12 protein-coding genes are annotated in these 16,530 nt (G+C 62.4%); 6 read left to right on the forward strand and 6 right to left on the reverse strand.

Features of this window, described 5'->3' with window-relative positions; translation table 11 throughout:
* The first annotated feature begins 36 nt into the window (after nt 1-36).
* Both ptsP and nagE read left to right on the forward strand, forming a co-directional pair.
* Nucleotides 37-2,538, forward strand: coding sequence for a phosphoenolpyruvate--protein phosphotransferase (ptsP, locus tag MOK15_RS21585; RefSeq protein ID WP_242933722.1), 2,502 nt, complete (start codon nt 37-39; stop codon nt 2,536-2,538).
* Complete coding sequence (nagE, locus tag MOK15_RS21590; protein ID WP_242933723.1) at nt 2,535-4,220, forward strand: N-acetylglucosamine-specific PTS transporter subunit IIBC; 1,686 nt, start codon at nt 2,535-2,537, stop codon at nt 4,218-4,220. The genes ptsP and nagE overlap by 4 nt, the downstream gene beginning before the upstream one ends.
* A gap of 20 nt (nt 4,221-4,240) precedes the next feature.
* On the opposite strand, the gene MOK15_RS21595 is transcribed toward nagE, so the two are convergent.
* The gene (locus MOK15_RS21595; protein ID WP_242933806.1) at nt 4,241-5,146 is read right to left on the reverse strand and encodes an ROK family protein; all 906 of its coding nucleotides are present in this window, start codon (nt 5,144-5,146) and stop codon (nt 4,241-4,243) included.
* A 398-nt stretch (nt 5,147-5,544) separates the two neighbouring features.
* Here MOK15_RS21595 and MOK15_RS21600 point away from each other — a divergent pair, with 398 nt between their 5' ends.
* From MOK15_RS21600 to MOK15_RS21610, 3 genes are all read left to right on the forward strand, one after another.
* The gene (locus tag MOK15_RS21600; RefSeq protein WP_242933724.1) at nt 5,545-6,600 is read left to right on the forward strand and encodes a twin-arginine translocation signal domain-containing protein; all 1,056 of its coding nucleotides are present in this window, start codon (nt 5,545-5,547) and stop codon (nt 6,598-6,600) included.
* Between the two features lie 115 nt (nt 6,601-6,715).
* Nucleotides 6,716-7,678 (forward strand): hypothetical protein, encoded by a 963-nt coding sequence (locus MOK15_RS21605; RefSeq protein WP_242933725.1) that lies wholly within the window; start codon nt 6,716-6,718, stop codon nt 7,676-7,678.
* A 187-nt stretch (nt 7,679-7,865) separates the two neighbouring features.
* Nucleotides 7,866-10,046 carry a polysaccharide biosynthesis tyrosine autokinase gene (locus MOK15_RS21610; protein WP_242933726.1) on the forward strand — a complete coding sequence of 727 codons (2,181 nt, stop codon included), beginning with the start codon at nt 7,866-7,868 and terminating at the stop codon, nt 10,044-10,046.
* Nucleotides 10,047-11,376: 1,330 nt separating this feature from the next.
* Here MOK15_RS21610 and MOK15_RS21615 read toward each other — a convergent pair.
* Genes MOK15_RS21615 through MOK15_RS21635 form a run of 5 tightly spaced genes read right to left on the reverse strand, consistent with a single transcriptional unit; the run spans nt 11,377 to nt 15,602 of the window.
* Nucleotides 11,377-12,096 (reverse strand): TylF/MycF/NovP-related O-methyltransferase, encoded by a 720-nt coding sequence (locus tag MOK15_RS21615; RefSeq protein WP_242933727.1) that lies wholly within the window; start codon nt 12,094-12,096, stop codon nt 11,377-11,379.
* A 1-nt stretch (nt 12,097) separates the two neighbouring features.
* On the reverse strand, nt 12,098-13,102 hold the full coding sequence (locus MOK15_RS21620) for a polysaccharide pyruvyl transferase family protein (RefSeq protein ID WP_242933728.1): 1,005 nt from the start codon (nt 13,100-13,102) through the stop codon (nt 12,098-12,100).
* Nucleotides 13,099-14,589, reverse strand: coding sequence for a lipopolysaccharide biosynthesis protein (locus tag MOK15_RS21625; RefSeq protein ID WP_242933729.1), 1,491 nt, complete (start codon nt 14,587-14,589; stop codon nt 13,099-13,101). Before MOK15_RS21625 ends, MOK15_RS21620 begins: the two co-directional genes overlap by 4 nt.
* Nucleotides 14,579-15,328 carry a glycosyltransferase family 25 protein gene (locus MOK15_RS21630; protein ID WP_242933730.1) on the reverse strand — a complete coding sequence of 250 codons (750 nt, stop codon included), beginning with the start codon at nt 15,326-15,328 and terminating at the stop codon, nt 14,579-14,581. The genes MOK15_RS21625 and MOK15_RS21630 overlap by 11 nt, the downstream gene beginning before the upstream one ends.
* Entirely contained in the window at nt 15,210-15,602 is a 393-nt protein-coding gene (locus tag MOK15_RS21635) for a hypothetical protein (protein WP_242933812.1), read from the reverse strand. The genes MOK15_RS21630 and MOK15_RS21635 overlap by 119 nt, the downstream gene beginning before the upstream one ends.
* Here MOK15_RS21635 and MOK15_RS21640 point away from each other — a divergent pair.
* Entirely contained in the window at nt 15,601-16,530 is a 930-nt protein-coding gene (locus MOK15_RS21640; RefSeq protein WP_242933731.1) for a glycosyltransferase family A protein, read from the forward strand. The genes MOK15_RS21635 and MOK15_RS21640 overlap by 2 nt on opposite strands.

The following is a 16,530-nucleotide window of genomic DNA, read 5'->3' on the forward strand; positions in this document are numbered from 1 at the left end:
TCAACGGGCAACTCGAAAATGCTCTAAGGGGACGCAATGGGTTCGATCATCCTCACTTCGCCCTTGCAGGGCTGGGCCACGGCCATCGACGATGTGCCTGACGCCGTCTTTTCCGGTCGCCTGCTGGGCGACGGCGTTGCCATCGATCCTCTGGGCAATGTGCTGCATGCGCCTTGTGATGGAGAAGTGCTGACGCTCCATGCCAGCCATCATGCCGTGACGCTGCGCGGCGAGGGCGGGGTCGAGGTGCTGATGCATCTGGGCATCGATACCGTCGCCCTGGGCGGCAAGGGGTTCGAGCCCCTGGTGGCGGTGGGCGATCAGGTGACGCGCGGTCAGCCGCTGGTGCGGTTCGACTTGGATGGCGTGGCGCAGGCCGTGCCTTCGCTGATGACGCCGGTGATCGTCACCAATGGCGATCGATTCCGCATCACCCGGTCCGAAACCGGCAAGGTTGTGGGGGTTGGTGAGGGGCTGATCTATCTTGAACCCGCAGAACCCGCGCTTGAAGTAAAGCGTGGCGATCAAGGTATGCGCGTGACCGGCAAGGTGCGCGTGCCGATGGTGCATGGCATTCATGCCCGCCCTGCTGCACGGATTGGGGAGGCGGCGCGAGCCTTCGTTGCGGAAAGCTGGATCGTCAAGGATGGCTGCGAAGCCTCGACCCGATCACCCATCGCCTTGCTCAAGCTGGGGGTCCGCCTGCATGACGAGGTGGATGTCGTGGCGAGCGGCATGGATGCCGAGGCAGCCGTGGCAGCCCTGATCGCGTTGATCGAGGGCGGCATGGATGAGCATGACGATCCTCATGCCGGGGAGCCTTCGGCGGTTCCCGTACCCATGGTAACGGAGGTGCCCGAAGGGGCGCTGGCCGGCACATTGGCGGCGCCAGGTTATGTCCTGGGGCGTGCGCGCTGGTTGCGCGTGAAGGATATCGACGTGCCCCGCGACGGCCAGGGGGCGGACAAGGAATCGGACCGGTTGAACCAGGCGCTGGACGTGATGCGTCTGCGGCTGGCGGATGTGTCCGGTGACGAGACGGGCGCTGCGATCCGGCGGGCGCATGCGGCCTTTCTGGAAGACCCTGCGTTGCAACTCGACGCCTATGCACGGATCAGGCAGGGGCGCGACGCGGGTCATGCCTGGCGTCAGGCGTGCCGGGCCACAGCGGAAACCATGCGCAACATGGGCGATGCGCGCTTTGCCGAGCGGGCCGATGACCTCATCGACCTGGAACGGCAGATGTTGCACATTCTGACGGGCACGCAGGAGGAGGCGCTGCGTTTTGCGCCGGGCACGATCCTGCTTGCCGATGAGTTGCTGCCCTCGCAGGTGATGGCGCTTGACGCCAATGTGATCGGGATCGTGCTGGAGCGCGGCGGGCCGACGTCGCATGTGGCGATCCTGGCGGCGACCATGGGCCTGCCTGCCCTGGTGGCGGTTGGCGATGCTCTTGGAGAAGTTGCGGATGACGCCACGCTGATCCTCGATGCCGATGGCGGTGTACTGCATGTCGATCCGGCAGAGGATGCGCTGGCGGACGCGCGGGCCGAGGTGGCGCGACGGGCAGTCGCGCGAGAGGCGGCGGTCGCGGCGGCGGCGGAAAATTGCGTCAGCCGCGATGGCGTCCGGATCGAGGCTTTCGCCAATCTTGGCTCGGTCGAGGATGCCGAGATCGCCATGGCCCATGGCGCTGAAGGATCGGGCCTGCTGCGCACCGAATTTCTGTTCCTGGAGCGTGATACAGCGCCCACGGTGGCGGAGCAGGCCGCGCTTTACGGCGCGGTTGCTGCGAAGCTGGACGGCAGGCCGCTCATCGTGCGCCTGCTCGACATCGGTGGCGACAAGCCCGCCTCCTATCTGCCGATCGCGACGGAGGAAAATCCGGCGCTTGGCCTGCGCGGCATTCGTGTCGGACTAGCCATGCCGGACGTGCTGGACGAACAATTGCGCGCGATCCTGTCGGTGACGCCGCACGGTCAGTGCCGCATCATGGTGCCGATGGTCGCCAGCGTCGCGGAATTGCAGGCGGTGCGTGCGCGTGTGACGGCGATCAAGGCGGAGATGGGCCTGTCTCATCCGGTCTCGGTCGGCATCATGGTCGAAACGCCCGCTGCGGCGGTGACGGCGGCGACATTGGCGCGCCACGCCGATTTTCTGTCGATCGGGACCAACGACCTCACCCAATATGCGCTGGCGATGGATCGCGGCAATCCGGCGGTTGCCGCCGGGATCGACGGGTTGCATCCGGCAGTGCTGCAACTGATCGCGCTCACGACGGAGGGCGCGCGGGCGCACAAGCGTTGGGTCGGCGTTTGCGGCGGCCTGGCGTCGGATCGACTGGCGGTTCCGCTGTTGCTGGGATTGGGCGTGACCGAATTGTCGGCCGCACCGCGCTTCGTGCCGGACCTCAAGGCACTGGTGCGGCGACTGTCCATCGCGGATTGCCGCGCCCATGCTGAACATGCCTTGCAACTGGAATCGGCGGCAGAGGTTCGGGCGCTGGCCCGCCGCTTTGAAGAGGAATTTCTGGCATGAGGAAGATTGTCGGAGCGCTTCAGCCGATCGGCCGCGCGCTGATGCTGCCGATAGCAGTGCTGCCGGTGGCGGGGCTGTTGCTGCGTCTGGGTCAGCCTGACCTGCTGGGCATTCCTCTTCTCGCGGCGGCGGGCGATGCGTTGTTTTCCAGCCTTGGCCTGTTGTTCGCCATCGGTGTGGCGACGGGCATTTCGCGCGATGGCAATGGCGCGGCGGGGCTTGCAGGCGTGGTCTGCTATCTGGTCGCCATGCATGGCGGGCGGGCTTTGCTTACCGTCCCGCCCGAAGTGACGGCCGGCCTTGCCGATGCGGTTGCGCAGACGGTTGCGGATGCCTGGAAGATCAAGGCCTTCGCGCGGCTGGATGTGCCCATCGGAATCAGCGCAGGCCTTATCGGCGGGTCTCTCTATAATCGCTATGCGACGATCGAGGTGCCGGCCTATCTCGCCTTCTTCGGCGGGCGGCGCTTCGTGCCGATCGTGGCGGGTGGCGCGGGCGTGCTGATGGCGCTCATTGTAGGGATGAGCTACAGCGCGCTCGACACGGGTCTCAGCCTGGTGAGCAAGGGGCTGGTGGCGTCGGGCAGCGTTGGCCTGTTCGGTTTCGGCCTGCTCAATCGGCTGCTGTTGGTGACGGGGCTGCACCACATATTGAACAATATTGCCTGGTTCGTTCTGGGTGATTATGCCGGGACGACCGGTGATCTGCGCCGCTTCTTCGCGGGTGATCCCCATGCGGGCGCGTTCATGGCTGGTTTCTTCCCCGTCATGATGTTCGGCCTGCCTGCTGCTTGCCTCGCCATGTATCGCTCCGCCCTGCCGGACCAGAAAAAGGCGGTGGGCGGCATGTTGCTGAGCCTTGCGCTGACGTCCTTCCTGACAGGGGTGACTGAACCGATCGAGTTCAGCTTCATGTTTCTCGCACCCCTGCTCTACGCCATTCATGCGGTACTGACCGGCCTGTCGATGGTCGTGATGGATCTGCTGGGCGTGAGGCTGGGCTTCGGCTTTTCGGCGGGACTGTTCGACTATGTGTTGAACTTCGGACGAGCGACGCGGCCCTGGATGCTGCTGCCGGTCGGTGCTGTCTATTTCGCCGTCTATTATGGCGTTTTCCGCTTTGCGATCCAGCGGTTCGATCTGGCTACGCCCGGCCGGCAGCTTGTGCAGGATGCAGCCGCTGGCGCCAGTGAAAGCGGGTCGCGCGGTGGCGACTATCTGACGGCGCTGGGCGGCGCGGCCAATCTGCACACGATCGGCGCCTGCACCACGCGGCTGCGACTGGTGGTGCAGGATCAGGCGAAGGTGGACGACGTGGCGCTCAAGGCGCTGGGCGCCGTCGCGGTGCTGCGGCCCTCCGCCCAGGCGGTGCAGGTGATTATCGGGCCGATGGCGGACCAGATTTCCGAGGAGATCCGGCTGGCGGCGGCGCACGGCGCGCCACCGGTGGATCAGGCGCCGGTCGTCAAGGATCGGGCGTCGGTCGAACCGGCGGCGGAAATTTTGGAGGCTCTGGGCGGCCCGGATGCCATCAGCGATGCGCAGATGGTGGCGGGACGCTTGCGGATCATATTGACGCGCAATGCCACGCCGGCGCGGCTGGTGGACGTGCGATGCGTGCGCGCTTTCGCACAGGTCGATGAGCGGACACTGCACCTACTGGGACAGGGCCTGACCCGCTGATCGTCAAAGGGGGGTCGGGATCAGGCGATCCCGGCCCCCTCCAGCGCATCGAGCGCCAGTGCGACCGCGCCCAGCGGCCCTGCCTGATCGCCCAGCATTGGCGGGCGGACGATCTGGTCGATGCTGTCGGCATCGATATGGGACAGATAGCCGCCAAGCTGTGTCACCACTTTTTCCCGGACTTGATCGAGCAGGCCGGTGCGGCCCATGCCTACGCCGCCGCCGATCAGCACTTGCCGCGCCGATGTGCTGAGCAGGATGGTCGACACCAGATGGGCGATGTCGCTGGCTACATGATCCCAGCGCGGATCGTTCGGATCGATTTCATGTCCCGGCACGCCGAAGCGTTTGGCCAGGGCCGGGCCGGACACGAGCCCTTCGATGCAATCGCCATGGAAGGGGCAACTGCCCGCAAAGCTGTCGCCGTGGGCACGAGGAACCCGGATATGGCCGATCTCCGGATGCATGGCCCCGCGCAGCGTCCGGCCGTTAAGGGCAAAGCCGCCGCCGACCCCGGTGCCGATGGTGATATAGCACAGGCTGTCGGAAGGCACCGGCCCCTGCGCGCCCGCACCCCAGCGCAATTCGGCCAGCGCTGCGCCGTTGACATCCGTGTCGATGACGGCTGGGCAATCAAAGGGTGCCGTCAGCGTCCCCCAGATATCAGCGCCTGCCCAACCGGGCTTGGGTGTGGGCAGCATGATGCCGAAATCGGCGGCATGCGAATCGAGCCGTAGCGGTCCGAAGCTGCCAATACCCATGGCGGCGAAAGCTTCCTGCGCGTCCCAGTCCTTCAATATCTCCACCGCCCTGCCCAGCGTGTCGAGCGGTGTAGTGGTGGGAATCATCTCCCGATCCAAAATGATACGGCCGCGTGCCCGCAGCACAAAGACCTTGGTTCCGCCGAGTTCTACCCCGGCCAGCATCGATTCTACATTCATTGCGCGTTCCAACCATATCGTCGAAGCCGCCTCAAGAAGGATTTCGAACCTGAATGTTTTTCCGATACGCGCTGGCGCGAAGGAGGGAGTGTGGCTGGGCCTCATGGGCTGCGCGACACCGTTCGCGCATCGGCGAGTTGATCGCTGCCGTAGCATTAATCATGAAATAGTCTCCCGGTTGAGGGGCGGCCCAGCAACCAAATCTTCTCATTAGGAGGTCATTTCAGCCAATATCGGTGCTAATTCTGCGTTAACCTCTTCTGTCTTCACAAACCATTGCTTCGCGCTTGCACATAGGCAACAATGACAAACTACAAGGTAAACTTACCAACAAATGGGGGCAATCCGTTCATCAATTGCATTGAAACGAAAGGATAAAGGCCATGACAGCTCTGCTCACACGCCGCCGGTTCATGAAGGCTACGGCCGCTGGTCCTGCTGCAGTGCCATCGATGATCCGGGCGCAGACGGGAAGCCAGACGCTGATCGATGGACGCACCTTTCGTGGAACCCGTCTCCCCGATGGTTCCGGAGTCGATGGCGGGACCGCCATCTGGGCGGAAAGCGACACCTTGATCCGGAATTGCCATTTTCTCAATTTGGGCAATGGCGCGATCCGATTATTTCATAGCGCGACCGCGAATTTCACAATCGAGGATTGTGATGTCAGCAACATGTACCGGTTCATAGAAAATTGGTCCTGGGATCATCCCAGCGTGGCGGCGCCGGTCAGCGATTTCGCGATAAGGCGGGTGGTTGCGACTGGGCTGGAGCGTAACTTTTTACGCATCCGCTACGGGTCTACGCGCGGCGTGATCGAAGATGTCGTGGCCCATGGCAACGGCCAATGTTCAAACTATTGCGTGGGCTTCGCTTTGGACGATGAAGCCAATGACATCGTATATCGCCGCGTGGAAGCGCATGATTTTTCCGAAACGCGACGGGCCGCCGACAGATATTGGAACGGGGATGGCTTTTCGGATGAGCGGGGCAATCGGCAAATCCGTTATTATTCCTGCGTTGCGACTGGCTGCAGCGACGGCGGTTTTGATGTGAAGTCCGCAGGTGTCTATCTGGAAGATTGTCGTGCCAGCGGGAACAAGCGCAATTACCGGCTATGGAACAGCGGCATTCTCAAAAATTGCCGAAGCGAGAATCCCGTCAAGAACGGGGGGACGGGAGAGGTGGCGCATTTCGCCTTCTTCGGCGGCAGCGGCGCAAATTATATGTTTGACCGCCCGGTCGTGCGCGCTGCCGCCGGCAACACGGCTCCGATCTTCTTTTTTCAGACGGATACGCCCGCCACTATCTCCATCTATGACGCGGATATCGATGCTCCGGATGCGCCGCTGATCCAGGTGGACGGACCGGCCCCAACCATCCAATGGTTTCCCGATCGCAGTCAGCAAAAGATTCGTGTCGCGCGCGATATGGCGTGAAGGGCGGACGCGGTTAACCGTTCGGCGAATAGGAATCTCAGCCTGCGGTCGGACGGAAGGAACATTGCGTCGCAAAGCGGTTCGCGCGCCGCGTTCTGCTGCATATGCTCACTATATGCGTAGCGACATCAGCCCTGCCGCACCGTCAACTCCGTTGACGCAGATACAGGGCGATGATGGAGAAATCTATCTCGCCCGCAGCGGGCGCCGGATCGCCGGCATCAATGCAAGCCATGTGGGTAATGGCCTCCTTCGCGTCGCCTCGCCGGTCGATAAGCTCATTCTTGAAGATGCGAGGGTGAATGATGTCTACAGGGTCATAGAGAATAAGGCGGCGGAGAAGGATGGAGACGCAAGCATCCACGGTTTGCGCGTCAGTCGTGTCCTGGCGACCGGAATCCGGCGCAGCTTCGCCCGGATAGGGTATGACAGCCGGGATGGCATTATCGAGGATGTCCTGGCGACCGGCACGACAGTAACCGCGCCGCACGACTTGCCGGTCGGTATCGGCTTTACCGGGACAGCCCATGATTTCAGGATCGAACGCTGCATCATGCGCGGTTTTCGCTGGCAACGCGGAGAGAAGAAATATTGGAACGGCGATGGTTATTCCGCCGAACGGGGCAATTACAGGCTGCTGTTCCGGCGTTGCGCGGCCTATGACAATAGTGACGGGGGATTCGACCTCAAATCGTCTACGACCGTGCTGGACGATTGTATTGCCGGCGGCAATGCACGCAACTATCGGCTCTGGACGTCGATGCGGGCGACCCGCCTCACCAGCCTGGAGCCGGTAAAGGCTGGCGGGATCGGCGATACCTGCCACTTTTCGCTCATGGGCGAAAAATCCGTGTCGGGAAAGACGGCGGAACCGATCACGATACATATCGAGCATCTGGAAGTGCGCAGCAGCAAGGGATGGCCGATCTTCGTAGTCCATGACGGACCGGTCAGGATATCGATCGGCACGCATGACATTCAGGTGCCGCCCCAAACGCCGCTTGTGCGGCTGGCAGGTGGAGCGATCCCCGGCGGAATCGTCTGGCAAAGTGGTCCGCCCCGCGGTTTGACGCTGTAGACAATCTTCAGGCCGCAACTGTGGCACCATTCGACGCCAGCGCCTTGTTGCAGTGCACATAAAATCGGAGCCTCCGAAATTGGGGGCATGTGGGCCGTTTCGCGACGGTCGCGCAGACAACAGGGAAGATTATGTCCGATCTGTATGAGGAATCTCGGCCACAACGTCCACGACAAGGCATGAACTGATGGATGCCCGTGCGCAGGCGGCGCTGGAGCGCCGGCAGTTTTCCACGGATGCTGTCGATGAGGGCGCGCTGATCGACGTGCATCGCATCGGCGGGATTGTCAGGCGGCGTTTGCCGTTGATTGGCGTGATCAGCGTGGTGCTGCTGATATTGGCGGGGGTCGGCTATTTCCTCGCGGAGCCGCGTTATGAGGCGACGGCGCGCATCGCGCTGGAACGCGGTTCGGAACAGGTCATTAACGTGGATCAGGTGGTTCCTTCGGTGGCGCCTGACTCGGCGTCGGTCGATACCGAGGTCCAGATCCTGCAATCGCCCGAATTGGCGGGCGAGATTGTGGACCAGCTTCGTTTGACGGAAGATCCCGAGTTTAATCCGCAACTGGCCGATGGCCGCGTTGCGTTGCCCCCCGACCAGGCGCGACGGCAAGCGGTTTCCAAGCTGTTGTCGGGATTGAAAATTCAGCGGGAAGGTTTTTCCTACGCGATCACGATCCGGTTCACATCGGACAGCCCTCGAACCGCCGCGCGGATCGCCAACGCCATCGCCGATACCTATGTGGGTAATCAGGTCAAGACGAAGGCTGACGCCAATCGCCGGGCAAGCGGCTTCCTGGAAACGCAATTGGACAAGCTCCGGGCACAGGTTCAGTCGGCTGAGGCTGCGGTTGCGGATTATCGTGCCAATAACCAATTGTTCGCGGCCTCCAGCAACAGCAGTGTCGCCCAGCAGGAGTTGAGCGGTCTCAGCACGCAATTGGCCGAAGCCCGCGCCCAGCAGGCAGCAGCCGAAGCCCGGCTGGAGACAGCGCGCGCGCAGCTTGCGCGCGGCGGAACCGGTGAAGAACTGGGCGAAGCACTCGATTCCCCGGTGGTGAGCCAACTTCGCGGTCAACGCGCCCAGCTTAGCCGCGACGTTGCGGCGTTGCGGGCGCGCTATCGCCCCGGCCATCCCGATCTGCTCCGTGCCGAAGAATCCCTGCGCGATACTGACGCACAGATTGGTGCAGAGGTGAATCGCATCATTTCCAACGTCACGGGCCAGGCCAATGCCGCGCGGCAACGCACGGCTTCGCTGCAAGGATCGCTCCACCAGACGGAAGGAACGCTGGCGGCCAACAACAGGGCATCGGTGCGGCTGAATGAACTGGAACGCAATGCGGAATCGGCCCGGACCCTGTATCAGGCGTTTCTCGACCGCTACAAGCAGACGCTGGCGCAGCGGGGATTGGAACGCAGCAATGCCTATGTTGTTGCGCGCGCCACTGTCCCGGTCATTCCGGTATCGCCCAACAAGATCGTCTATCTCGTTCTCGGCCTGGTTGCGGCCTTGGGGGCGTCGGTGGTGGCCATCGCTATCCTTCAACTGCTCGAACGCGGCGTGGAGACAAGCGAGCAGGTCGAAAAACGGCTGGGGATCGCATCGGTCGGATCGATTCCCGATGCAAAGACCATCTCCCTCATACGGGGGTTGATCAAGGGCGGGACCGGTCCCGCCGACATCATCCTTCAATCACCGCAGTCAGCCTTTGCCGAAGCGTTTCGTCGATTGCGCACATCGATCGAATATGACCGGCCGGACATGCCGTCCCGCGTCGTCGCGATTACATCGGCGCTGCCGGGCGAGGGCAAGACGACGACCGCCATCTGCCTGGCGCGCTCCGCCGCCGTTGCGGGAACGAAGGTTGTCCTGGTCGATTGCGACATCCGCCGGCGCGCGTCGAGCCGCAGTTTCGGCGCTGTCAACACGGCCGGGCTTCGCAATGTGCTGGAAGGAAAGGCGGTGCTGGATGAAGCGCTGATGCTGGATACAGAGTCCGGCGCCTGGATATTACCCCAACATCCCAATGATACGGCTATTACCAGTTTCACGGATAAGGAAGCATTCGCGTCCCTGATCGATCAACTGCACCAGAGGTTCGAACTGGTGGTGCTCGATACGCCGCCGATCCTGCCTGTCGATGAAGCCCGGGTGATCGCGGCCCATGCCGACAGCGTCATCTTGTTGATGCGTTGGCGACAGACGCCAACGAAAGCTGCGGCTCTTGCCTTGCGGGAACTGGATGAAGTCGGCGCCCATGTCATCGGCATCAGCCTCAACATGGTCGATATGGTTGCGCAGGAACGTTCAGGCTATGGGGACGTCGGCTATTATTATCAATCCTACAAGAGTTACTACGCCTGAAGTCTGTCCTGATAGGGGGGATGCGCGGTGAACGAAGCAAGCAGCAGTTTCGGGCCGTCATTCGGACTGGGCGTGCTGGTTCCGGCCACGTTCGTCCTTTTGGCTATCCTGATCCTTGCGGCGCGGGGCGTCCGCAGCAATGCCGGCAGGCTGGTCATGGCGTCCCTGTGGCTGCGCTATATGATGGGCGCCTATCATGCCTATACGTTCAAGCCGCTTTTCGCCGGACTTTCCGCCAATGCACTGGCGTCGATCGCAGTCGTCGGACTGGGCGGAGTCATCATTCGCAAACGGCACCTGACCCTTTCCGTACTGCCGCCGCTCTATCTGCTGATGGCGTTGCTGCTGGTCAGCGCGGTGCTCAATGATGATCCGTCCGGTGCGCTCAACAGCGTCGTCAAATATGCCTATTTCGGCATCATCCTGATCGCCACATTCGAAGCGCTGCGGCAGGAGGATCGCGAGCGGTTCATGAACAGGCTGGTCTGGGCCTTCGCGCCGCTCATGCTGTTTCAGTTCTTGTCGGTGGCGCTCAACCTGCCCAAGGGATCGGAACTGGGCGATGGCCTGGTATGGATCGGGGGATATAATCACGAAGCGGCCTTTTCGGTGGCGTTGCTGACCGGTTTTACGGTGGCGTGCCTGGCGTTTCGCCTGCATCCCGCGCTGCGTTTCCTCTTCCTTTTCGCGACTGCATTTGGCGTTCTTCTGGCGGGGTATCGCACGGCGATGCTGGCGATGCTGCCGTTGGCCTTCGCCACCTTCTGGATCGCCATCACGCAATATGTGAAGCCCGACCAGCGTCGCCCGGTCTCCGTGGCCATGCTCATGCTCTGCCTGGTAGGCGCGGCGGTCGTGATCGTCGCCTATCAGGACCGCTTCACCGATCTGGCCACTTTCCTTTCCGATCCTGGATCGCTGATAAAGGATCCACGGTCCTTTACGCAGATGGACCGGCAGATCATGTCCGGCCGCGCCTTGATCTGGAGCGAATATCTCACCGCTTATGCACGGGGAACGCCGGTCAATCATATCTTCGGGTTCGGGCCGGAATCATGGGCCGACGCCTTCAAGGTCTATCCCCACAACACGCTGGTCAGCACCTTGTACGAACTGGGCGGGCTGGGTGTCGGCGCCATGCTGCTGCTTTGGATCGTCATGGCCGCCCAGGCGTTCGGGGCGCGGCGGCATGAGCGGCTGATATTGATCGCTGCCCATGTCAGCTTCATTCTGCTCAATTTCGCGACCATGCCCTTCTGGCAGGTCGAGGGATTGGCCCTCTATGCTGTCTTGTCCGGTTACACCCTGTTTAGCGCCCGCGCGGCCGCTGTCAGTCGCGGCGGTGCAGGACGGGGTTCGGTCCGGTCTTCATCCGAAAGTCGGGGCGGTCGGCAAGAAATTCGTCAACGGCTTCGCGGCAGCCCTTATAATCGTGATAATCGTCTATTACGACCAACCCGCCCGGCGTGAGGCATTCGGCCGTCTGGTTGAGGCAGTAGCGAACCGGTTCATACCAGTCGCAATCAATGTGGGCGAAGGCGATCTGTTCGATATCCAATGTTGGCAGGCTGTCCTGAAACAACCCCTTCACCAGATTGACGCGATCGCCGTCGACCGGCGTTCCATAACGAGCCAACTGACTGGCCACCTGATCGAACAGATCGTCGCGATAGCCATAATAGGTATCGCCGCCTAATCCCTCCGCCTTGCCCGACGCAATAATGTCATAACGCTGTTTTGACCGCGCATCGTCGCGTTCGGAAGCAGGGGGTGGGATCATGGCGAACACGTCCAGGCCAAAGAAGCGACGATCTGACCGGGCATGATGTGCAAGCAGGATGGCCGATCCGCCAAGGGCTACGCCGAACTCGACGATATCCCCCCTCACCGCGCGTCTGCGGATGCGGGACAGGGCAGCCTCTATGCGCAACAGTTTTCGGGCGGGGAGATAGGTAAGCCGTTCGCGCCGAATCTGTCGACTGATCCGGCTGAGGCGAGCCACGTCCGTCCAATGGCGCATCCGCCGCCGGAGGGCAGGCAGCGCGCTCATCTCATGATTTTCCGATCAAGCCCTGGGCGAGGGCGAATGCCTGCTGCCGCGTCGTCGCCTGATGGAAACCGCGATACTCCCTGGTCCAATGGGCAGCGAACCCGCTCAGCTTGCCATAGCTGTTGTCCAACGCGACATGGGGAATATCGAGCAGCAATGACAGGATGTGGGCGTGCAGGCGGTCGGTGACGACCACCTGCCCCTGCGACAGGATGGAAAAGCCCCGCCGCAGCCGCCAGTCGGCAAGTAGCTGATATCGCCGCAGCCGCTTTTCCCGATCGGTGGAGGCGCGCAGTGAATCGACTTTGACGCGGGCGCGAATGAAGGTGCGTTCCATGCGCCCTTCCTCCAACCAGTCCTGCGCGATCGTGGCGGGCGGTGGCGAGACTGCATCTCCCGCGACAGCCTCATGATCGGTACGCAGCAGCGCCAATATGTCGGCCTTGGGGGAGAGCCGCTGATGACAGCCAAGATAGATGGCCGCGTCCGGGCAGAGTTTCACCTCACAATCGAAATGCCGCTCCGCGAAGGCGAAGGATTTCGCATCGCGGACCAGCAGGGTGAAGGCGCCATGGTCGCGTATCGCCTGTGCCATTTCCGCCGATCGATCCGCATCATCATAGAATATCGATTGGGGCAGTTGAATGATCGGGCGATCGGGGAAGTTCCGGAGCAGCCGCAGCCGGAACTGCTCGTGCCGGAGCCAGGTGGTGCCGAAATTGCCCCCCCCATGTATCAGGATCGGTCCGGTGGGCGCCGCGCGCCGCAAATCATCCTCGCTGAAATTGTTCAGGCTGCATGTATAGACCGGCGCCCGGCCCGCAGCCGTCAGCCAGGCCATTTCACCCAGCCAGATGGCTGAATCCCCGACATTGGAATGATCGGGGAAATCGACCAGCGCGACCGGGCCGGGGGCTATGCATTCCTCGAAGCGCTGGTTGATCTGCGTGCTGAGCGAGCGGACGAGTTGCTGTGCCGTCAGGCTGTCTTCCATCGTTTCCATCATGCCAGCGCCCGCCTTGCAGTACCGATCAGCAGGCGACGCCATGTCTGTGAAAGCGTGAGCAGTGCGACGCCATAGACGAACGCGCCCGATCCCGCGACCAGGATCAGTTGGGCCAGTCGATTGGATGTCACCAATGTTACCTCCGCCAGGGTGAAATGCACGAACAGTCCCATGATCCCCGATGCGACCAGCGGTTCCCAGACGGCCATCATCGTATCCGTCAACCCGATCCCCGAAATGCGCTTGAGCATTGCCACCTGCAACGGCAATGTCAGATAGGCGCGCAGGACATAGGCCCAGGCTATCGCGTAGAGTCCATGGGGAGCGGCTACCAGCGTGAAGATCGCCGTCATGGCGAGTTGTGTGCCGCCCAGAAACATCAATGCCCTGCTTGCTCCCGCCGCGCCCAGGGCGGGTGAGGCGAAGAAGTTGAGGGTGAAGGGCAGGGCCATGAAGGCGAAAATCTGCGCCAACTGGCCCGACTGCGCCCATTTGTCGCCGAAGACGACGGGAATGGCGAGCGGCGCCAACGATCCGAAACCGACCAGCGCGGGAAATGACAGCGCCGACGCCTTGGAAATCATCCAGCGATAGGCGGCCAGCATCTCGGCTCGATCATCCTTCACCCGCGCCAGCGTCTGCATGGCGACCGTGGAGAAGGGCTGGATCGCGCCGTTGGCGATCAGTTCGACCGTTCGCCAGGCCGTACGGTAGATGCCGACCGCGGCGATGCCGATGACAGTGCCGATGACCAGATCCTGCAACCGCTGGGTGAAGATGAACACCAACTGGGTTGCCGTCAGGCTGCCGTTCAGGCCCAGATTACGCTTGAGCATTGCCCAGGAAAAGGCCTTCCCCGGCGTCCAGTCATAGGACATCCGACCCAGCACGGCGCCGACCATGGCCGTCACGATCCGCTGGATCACCAGTGCCCATAGTCCAAGGCCGGCAAAGGCCGCTGCGACAGCCGCGCCGCCGCCGATCACGCCGCTCAGCACGGAACGCAAAGCCGTCGTCCGGTGGCCGAAGGCGCGCAGGCGCAGCGCCATATGTGTCTGGCCAAGCGCCGAAATCGGCAGCACCAGGCTCAACACACATAATGGCCATGCAATTTGAGGCGCATCCATGAAGGCGGCGAAGGGCATCGCCAGGACAAAGGTGATGGCGCAGGCGATCAGGCTGAACCCCATATTGCCGCGATAGATGGTGTCGAGAAATTCGTCAGAGAGAATGCGCTCGCGCGCGACGGTCTGGATCAGGCCTGCCGTGCTGATCGCGCGGAACACTTCCGCAAAGACCGCCATCAGTGCGAAGGCACCGATATCGCCGGGCGCAAGCAGCCGGGCCAGCAGGACGAAGACCAGGAAGGAAAAGACCTGATCCGACATGAAACGCATCACCGACCAGCCGACGGAGGCCTTGCTCTGACGCCGGAGCTTGGTGTCGAAACGGGGCTCGACGGCAGCGGGGTTCTGTTCAGCGCTCAAGCGCCAGCCCCAGTTTCTTCATGCGGATGCGCTGCCGCTCCACCCAGCGGGCCAGTTTCTGACGGCGCGTTCCGTGCGCCACGCTGCGCCCGGTGGCGAAGCGTGTCGAGCCGATGCCCGATTCCACGAATTCCTCGATCACCGGCGCGGGAAACAGCATGAGATTGCGAACGCCATGGTCCCAGGACCGGTCCATCTCATCATCGATGGGCCGGCGGACGACACGACATGCCTGTGAGAAAGCCCGCGCGCCTTCGAGCGTGATGACATAGGCCTGCGTGCCGTAAGCATTGCCGACCAGCTCGACCACCGTGCGGGAATGCTGCAGGAAATCCTTTCTTATCTTCTTCTGCCAGGTCGGCGTCTTGGCGTAGAGGCGCAGATAAGGGATGCCCTCCGCCGTCAGGTTCGTCTCCGCCAGCCGCGCGAGAAACGCCCAATCGACGATGGTGTCGTCTTCCAGCACGATAGATTGCCGGGTGCCGTTGGCGATCATGTCCTGCCAGATGCTGAAATGGCTCGAATAGCAGCCGATTTCGCCCTGGGTCAGTTGGCGGCCCTTGTTGCGTTCCACCGCATCGGCGGCGAGGACGAGGCCGTCTGCCAAAGTCCGCTTCCCATCAAAAAAACGCCATGGCAGTCCGGTTGCGCGCGCGCGCTCCGTAAAGGCGGCGCGCCGTGCGGTGGCGTTCTCCATCGACACGACGAGAACAGGCGTTGTGAACTTTGGGTCTGCCATCCTGTTTGTCGCGCAATGCCCATTTGCCAGATGCGCGGCAATCGACTCCTGTCTGTCGCCGCTGCATCGCAAGGAAAGGAAACGGATTTTGCATTGCAGTGCAACCCGGTGGAGGGGTGGAGCGTCCGGATTGCGGCGTATCGAGCCAATTCAGCGACAGTTCATTCAATGCGTTATCCACGACAAACGGTTCGCCGGGCTTGCCGCCCGCTTCATCTTCGCAACTGCGGTAGAGGCTTGACCCGCATCGCCGACTTGCGGACCCTTCCATCATGTCTGAGGCAGCCCGGTTCCCTGACGATGGTCAAACGGTGAAAGGCGCCGCTGTCGTAGCGCCACTCGTCAGTGTCATCATTCCTGTCTGGAACAGTCCCGATTATATTCGTCATTGTCTGGCGGCGCTTGAGCAGCAGACGCTGCCGCGCGATCAATATGAGATTGTGGTGGTCGACAATGGTTCGACCGATGATACGGCCAGTATCGCACGGGCCGTGCCGGGGATCATCGTGCTGGAAGAAACGCGGCCGGGTTCCTACGCCGCCCGCAACCGGGCGTTGAAGGAAGTCCGTGGCACATTCGTCGCCTTCACCGACGCCGATTGCCTGCCCGCGCCCGACTGGTTGGAAGCGGCGCTGAGTGCGGCGCGATCACATCCGGAATTCGGTGTGCTGGCGGGGCGGATCGAATTGTTCGACGAAGCGCTTCCCGATGGGCAGGCTTGTGGTGATTATGAGCGCATCTTCAGCTTTCCCCAGGCCTTTGCAGAGCGGGGCAATTGCGCGACCGCCAACTGGGTCAGCCGCAAGGATGTCTTTGACCGGCTGGGCGGTTTCGATGCGGCTCTCAAGTCCGGGGGCGATCGTCAGATGGCGCTGCGTATCCGCGATTCGGGTTTCCCTCTCATCTACGTGCCGGAAATGCTGGTGCGGCATCCGGTCCGCGCGTCGTGGACGGAACTTGTTCGCAAGCGACGCCGCCTGTCCGGTGGCCGCTGGGACCGCACCCGTCGGCCCGCGCGCCTGCTCCGCGTACTGGGCGCGACGCTCTACGATGCTGGTCGTCGGTTGCGGCGCGCAGCGCTCGCCCCGGGCCTGTCGATCGGGCGACGATTGGGCGTCATGCGGCTGACACTGGCGCTGTCGGCCGTCGCTGTCGGTGAATTCCTGCGGCTGGCCGGCGGACAAAGGGCGGCGCGGGACTGA

This window comes from Sphingobium sp. BYY-5 (assembly GCF_022758885.1).
Taxonomy (GTDB): Bacteria; Pseudomonadota; Alphaproteobacteria; order Sphingomonadales; family Sphingomonadaceae; genus Sphingobium.

What these genes read in the sequence shown, in the direction of transcription:
- nagE (WP_242933723.1), top strand. Translation starts at nt 2,535, where the DNA reads ATGAGGAAGATTGTCGGAGCGCTTCAGCCGATCGGCCGCGCGCTGATG.
- MOK15_RS21605 (WP_242933725.1), top strand. Translation starts at nt 6,716, where the DNA reads ATGCGTAGCGACATCAGCCCTGCCGCACCGTCAACTCCGTTGACGCAG.
- MOK15_RS21615 (WP_242933727.1), bottom strand. Translation starts at nt 12,096, where the DNA reads ATGAGCGCGCTGCCTGCCCTCCGGCGGCGGATGCGCCATTGGACGGAC.
- MOK15_RS21610 (WP_242933726.1), top strand. Translation starts at nt 7,866, where the DNA reads ATGGATGCCCGTGCGCAGGCGGCGCTGGAGCGCCGGCAGTTTTCCACG.
- MOK15_RS21620 (WP_242933728.1), bottom strand. Translation starts at nt 13,102, where the DNA reads ATGATGGAAACGATGGAAGACAGCCTGACGGCACAGCAACTCGTCCGC.
- MOK15_RS21635 (WP_242933812.1), bottom strand. Translation starts at nt 15,602, where the DNA reads ATGATGGAAGGGTCCGCAAGTCGGCGATGCGGGTCAAGCCTCTACCGC.
- MOK15_RS21630 (WP_242933730.1), bottom strand. Translation starts at nt 15,328, where the DNA reads ATGGCAGACCCAAAGTTCACAACGCCTGTTCTCGTCGTGTCGATGGAG.
- MOK15_RS21595 (WP_242933806.1), bottom strand. Translation starts at nt 5,146, where the DNA reads ATGCTGGCCGGGGTAGAACTCGGCGGAACCAAGGTCTTTGTGCTGCGG.
- ptsP (WP_242933722.1), top strand. Translation starts at nt 37, where the DNA reads ATGGGTTCGATCATCCTCACTTCGCCCTTGCAGGGCTGGGCCACGGCC.
- MOK15_RS21640 (WP_242933731.1), top strand. Translation starts at nt 15,601, where the DNA reads ATGTCTGAGGCAGCCCGGTTCCCTGACGATGGTCAAACGGTGAAAGGC.
- MOK15_RS21600 (WP_242933724.1), top strand. Translation starts at nt 5,545, where the DNA reads ATGACAGCTCTGCTCACACGCCGCCGGTTCATGAAGGCTACGGCCGCT.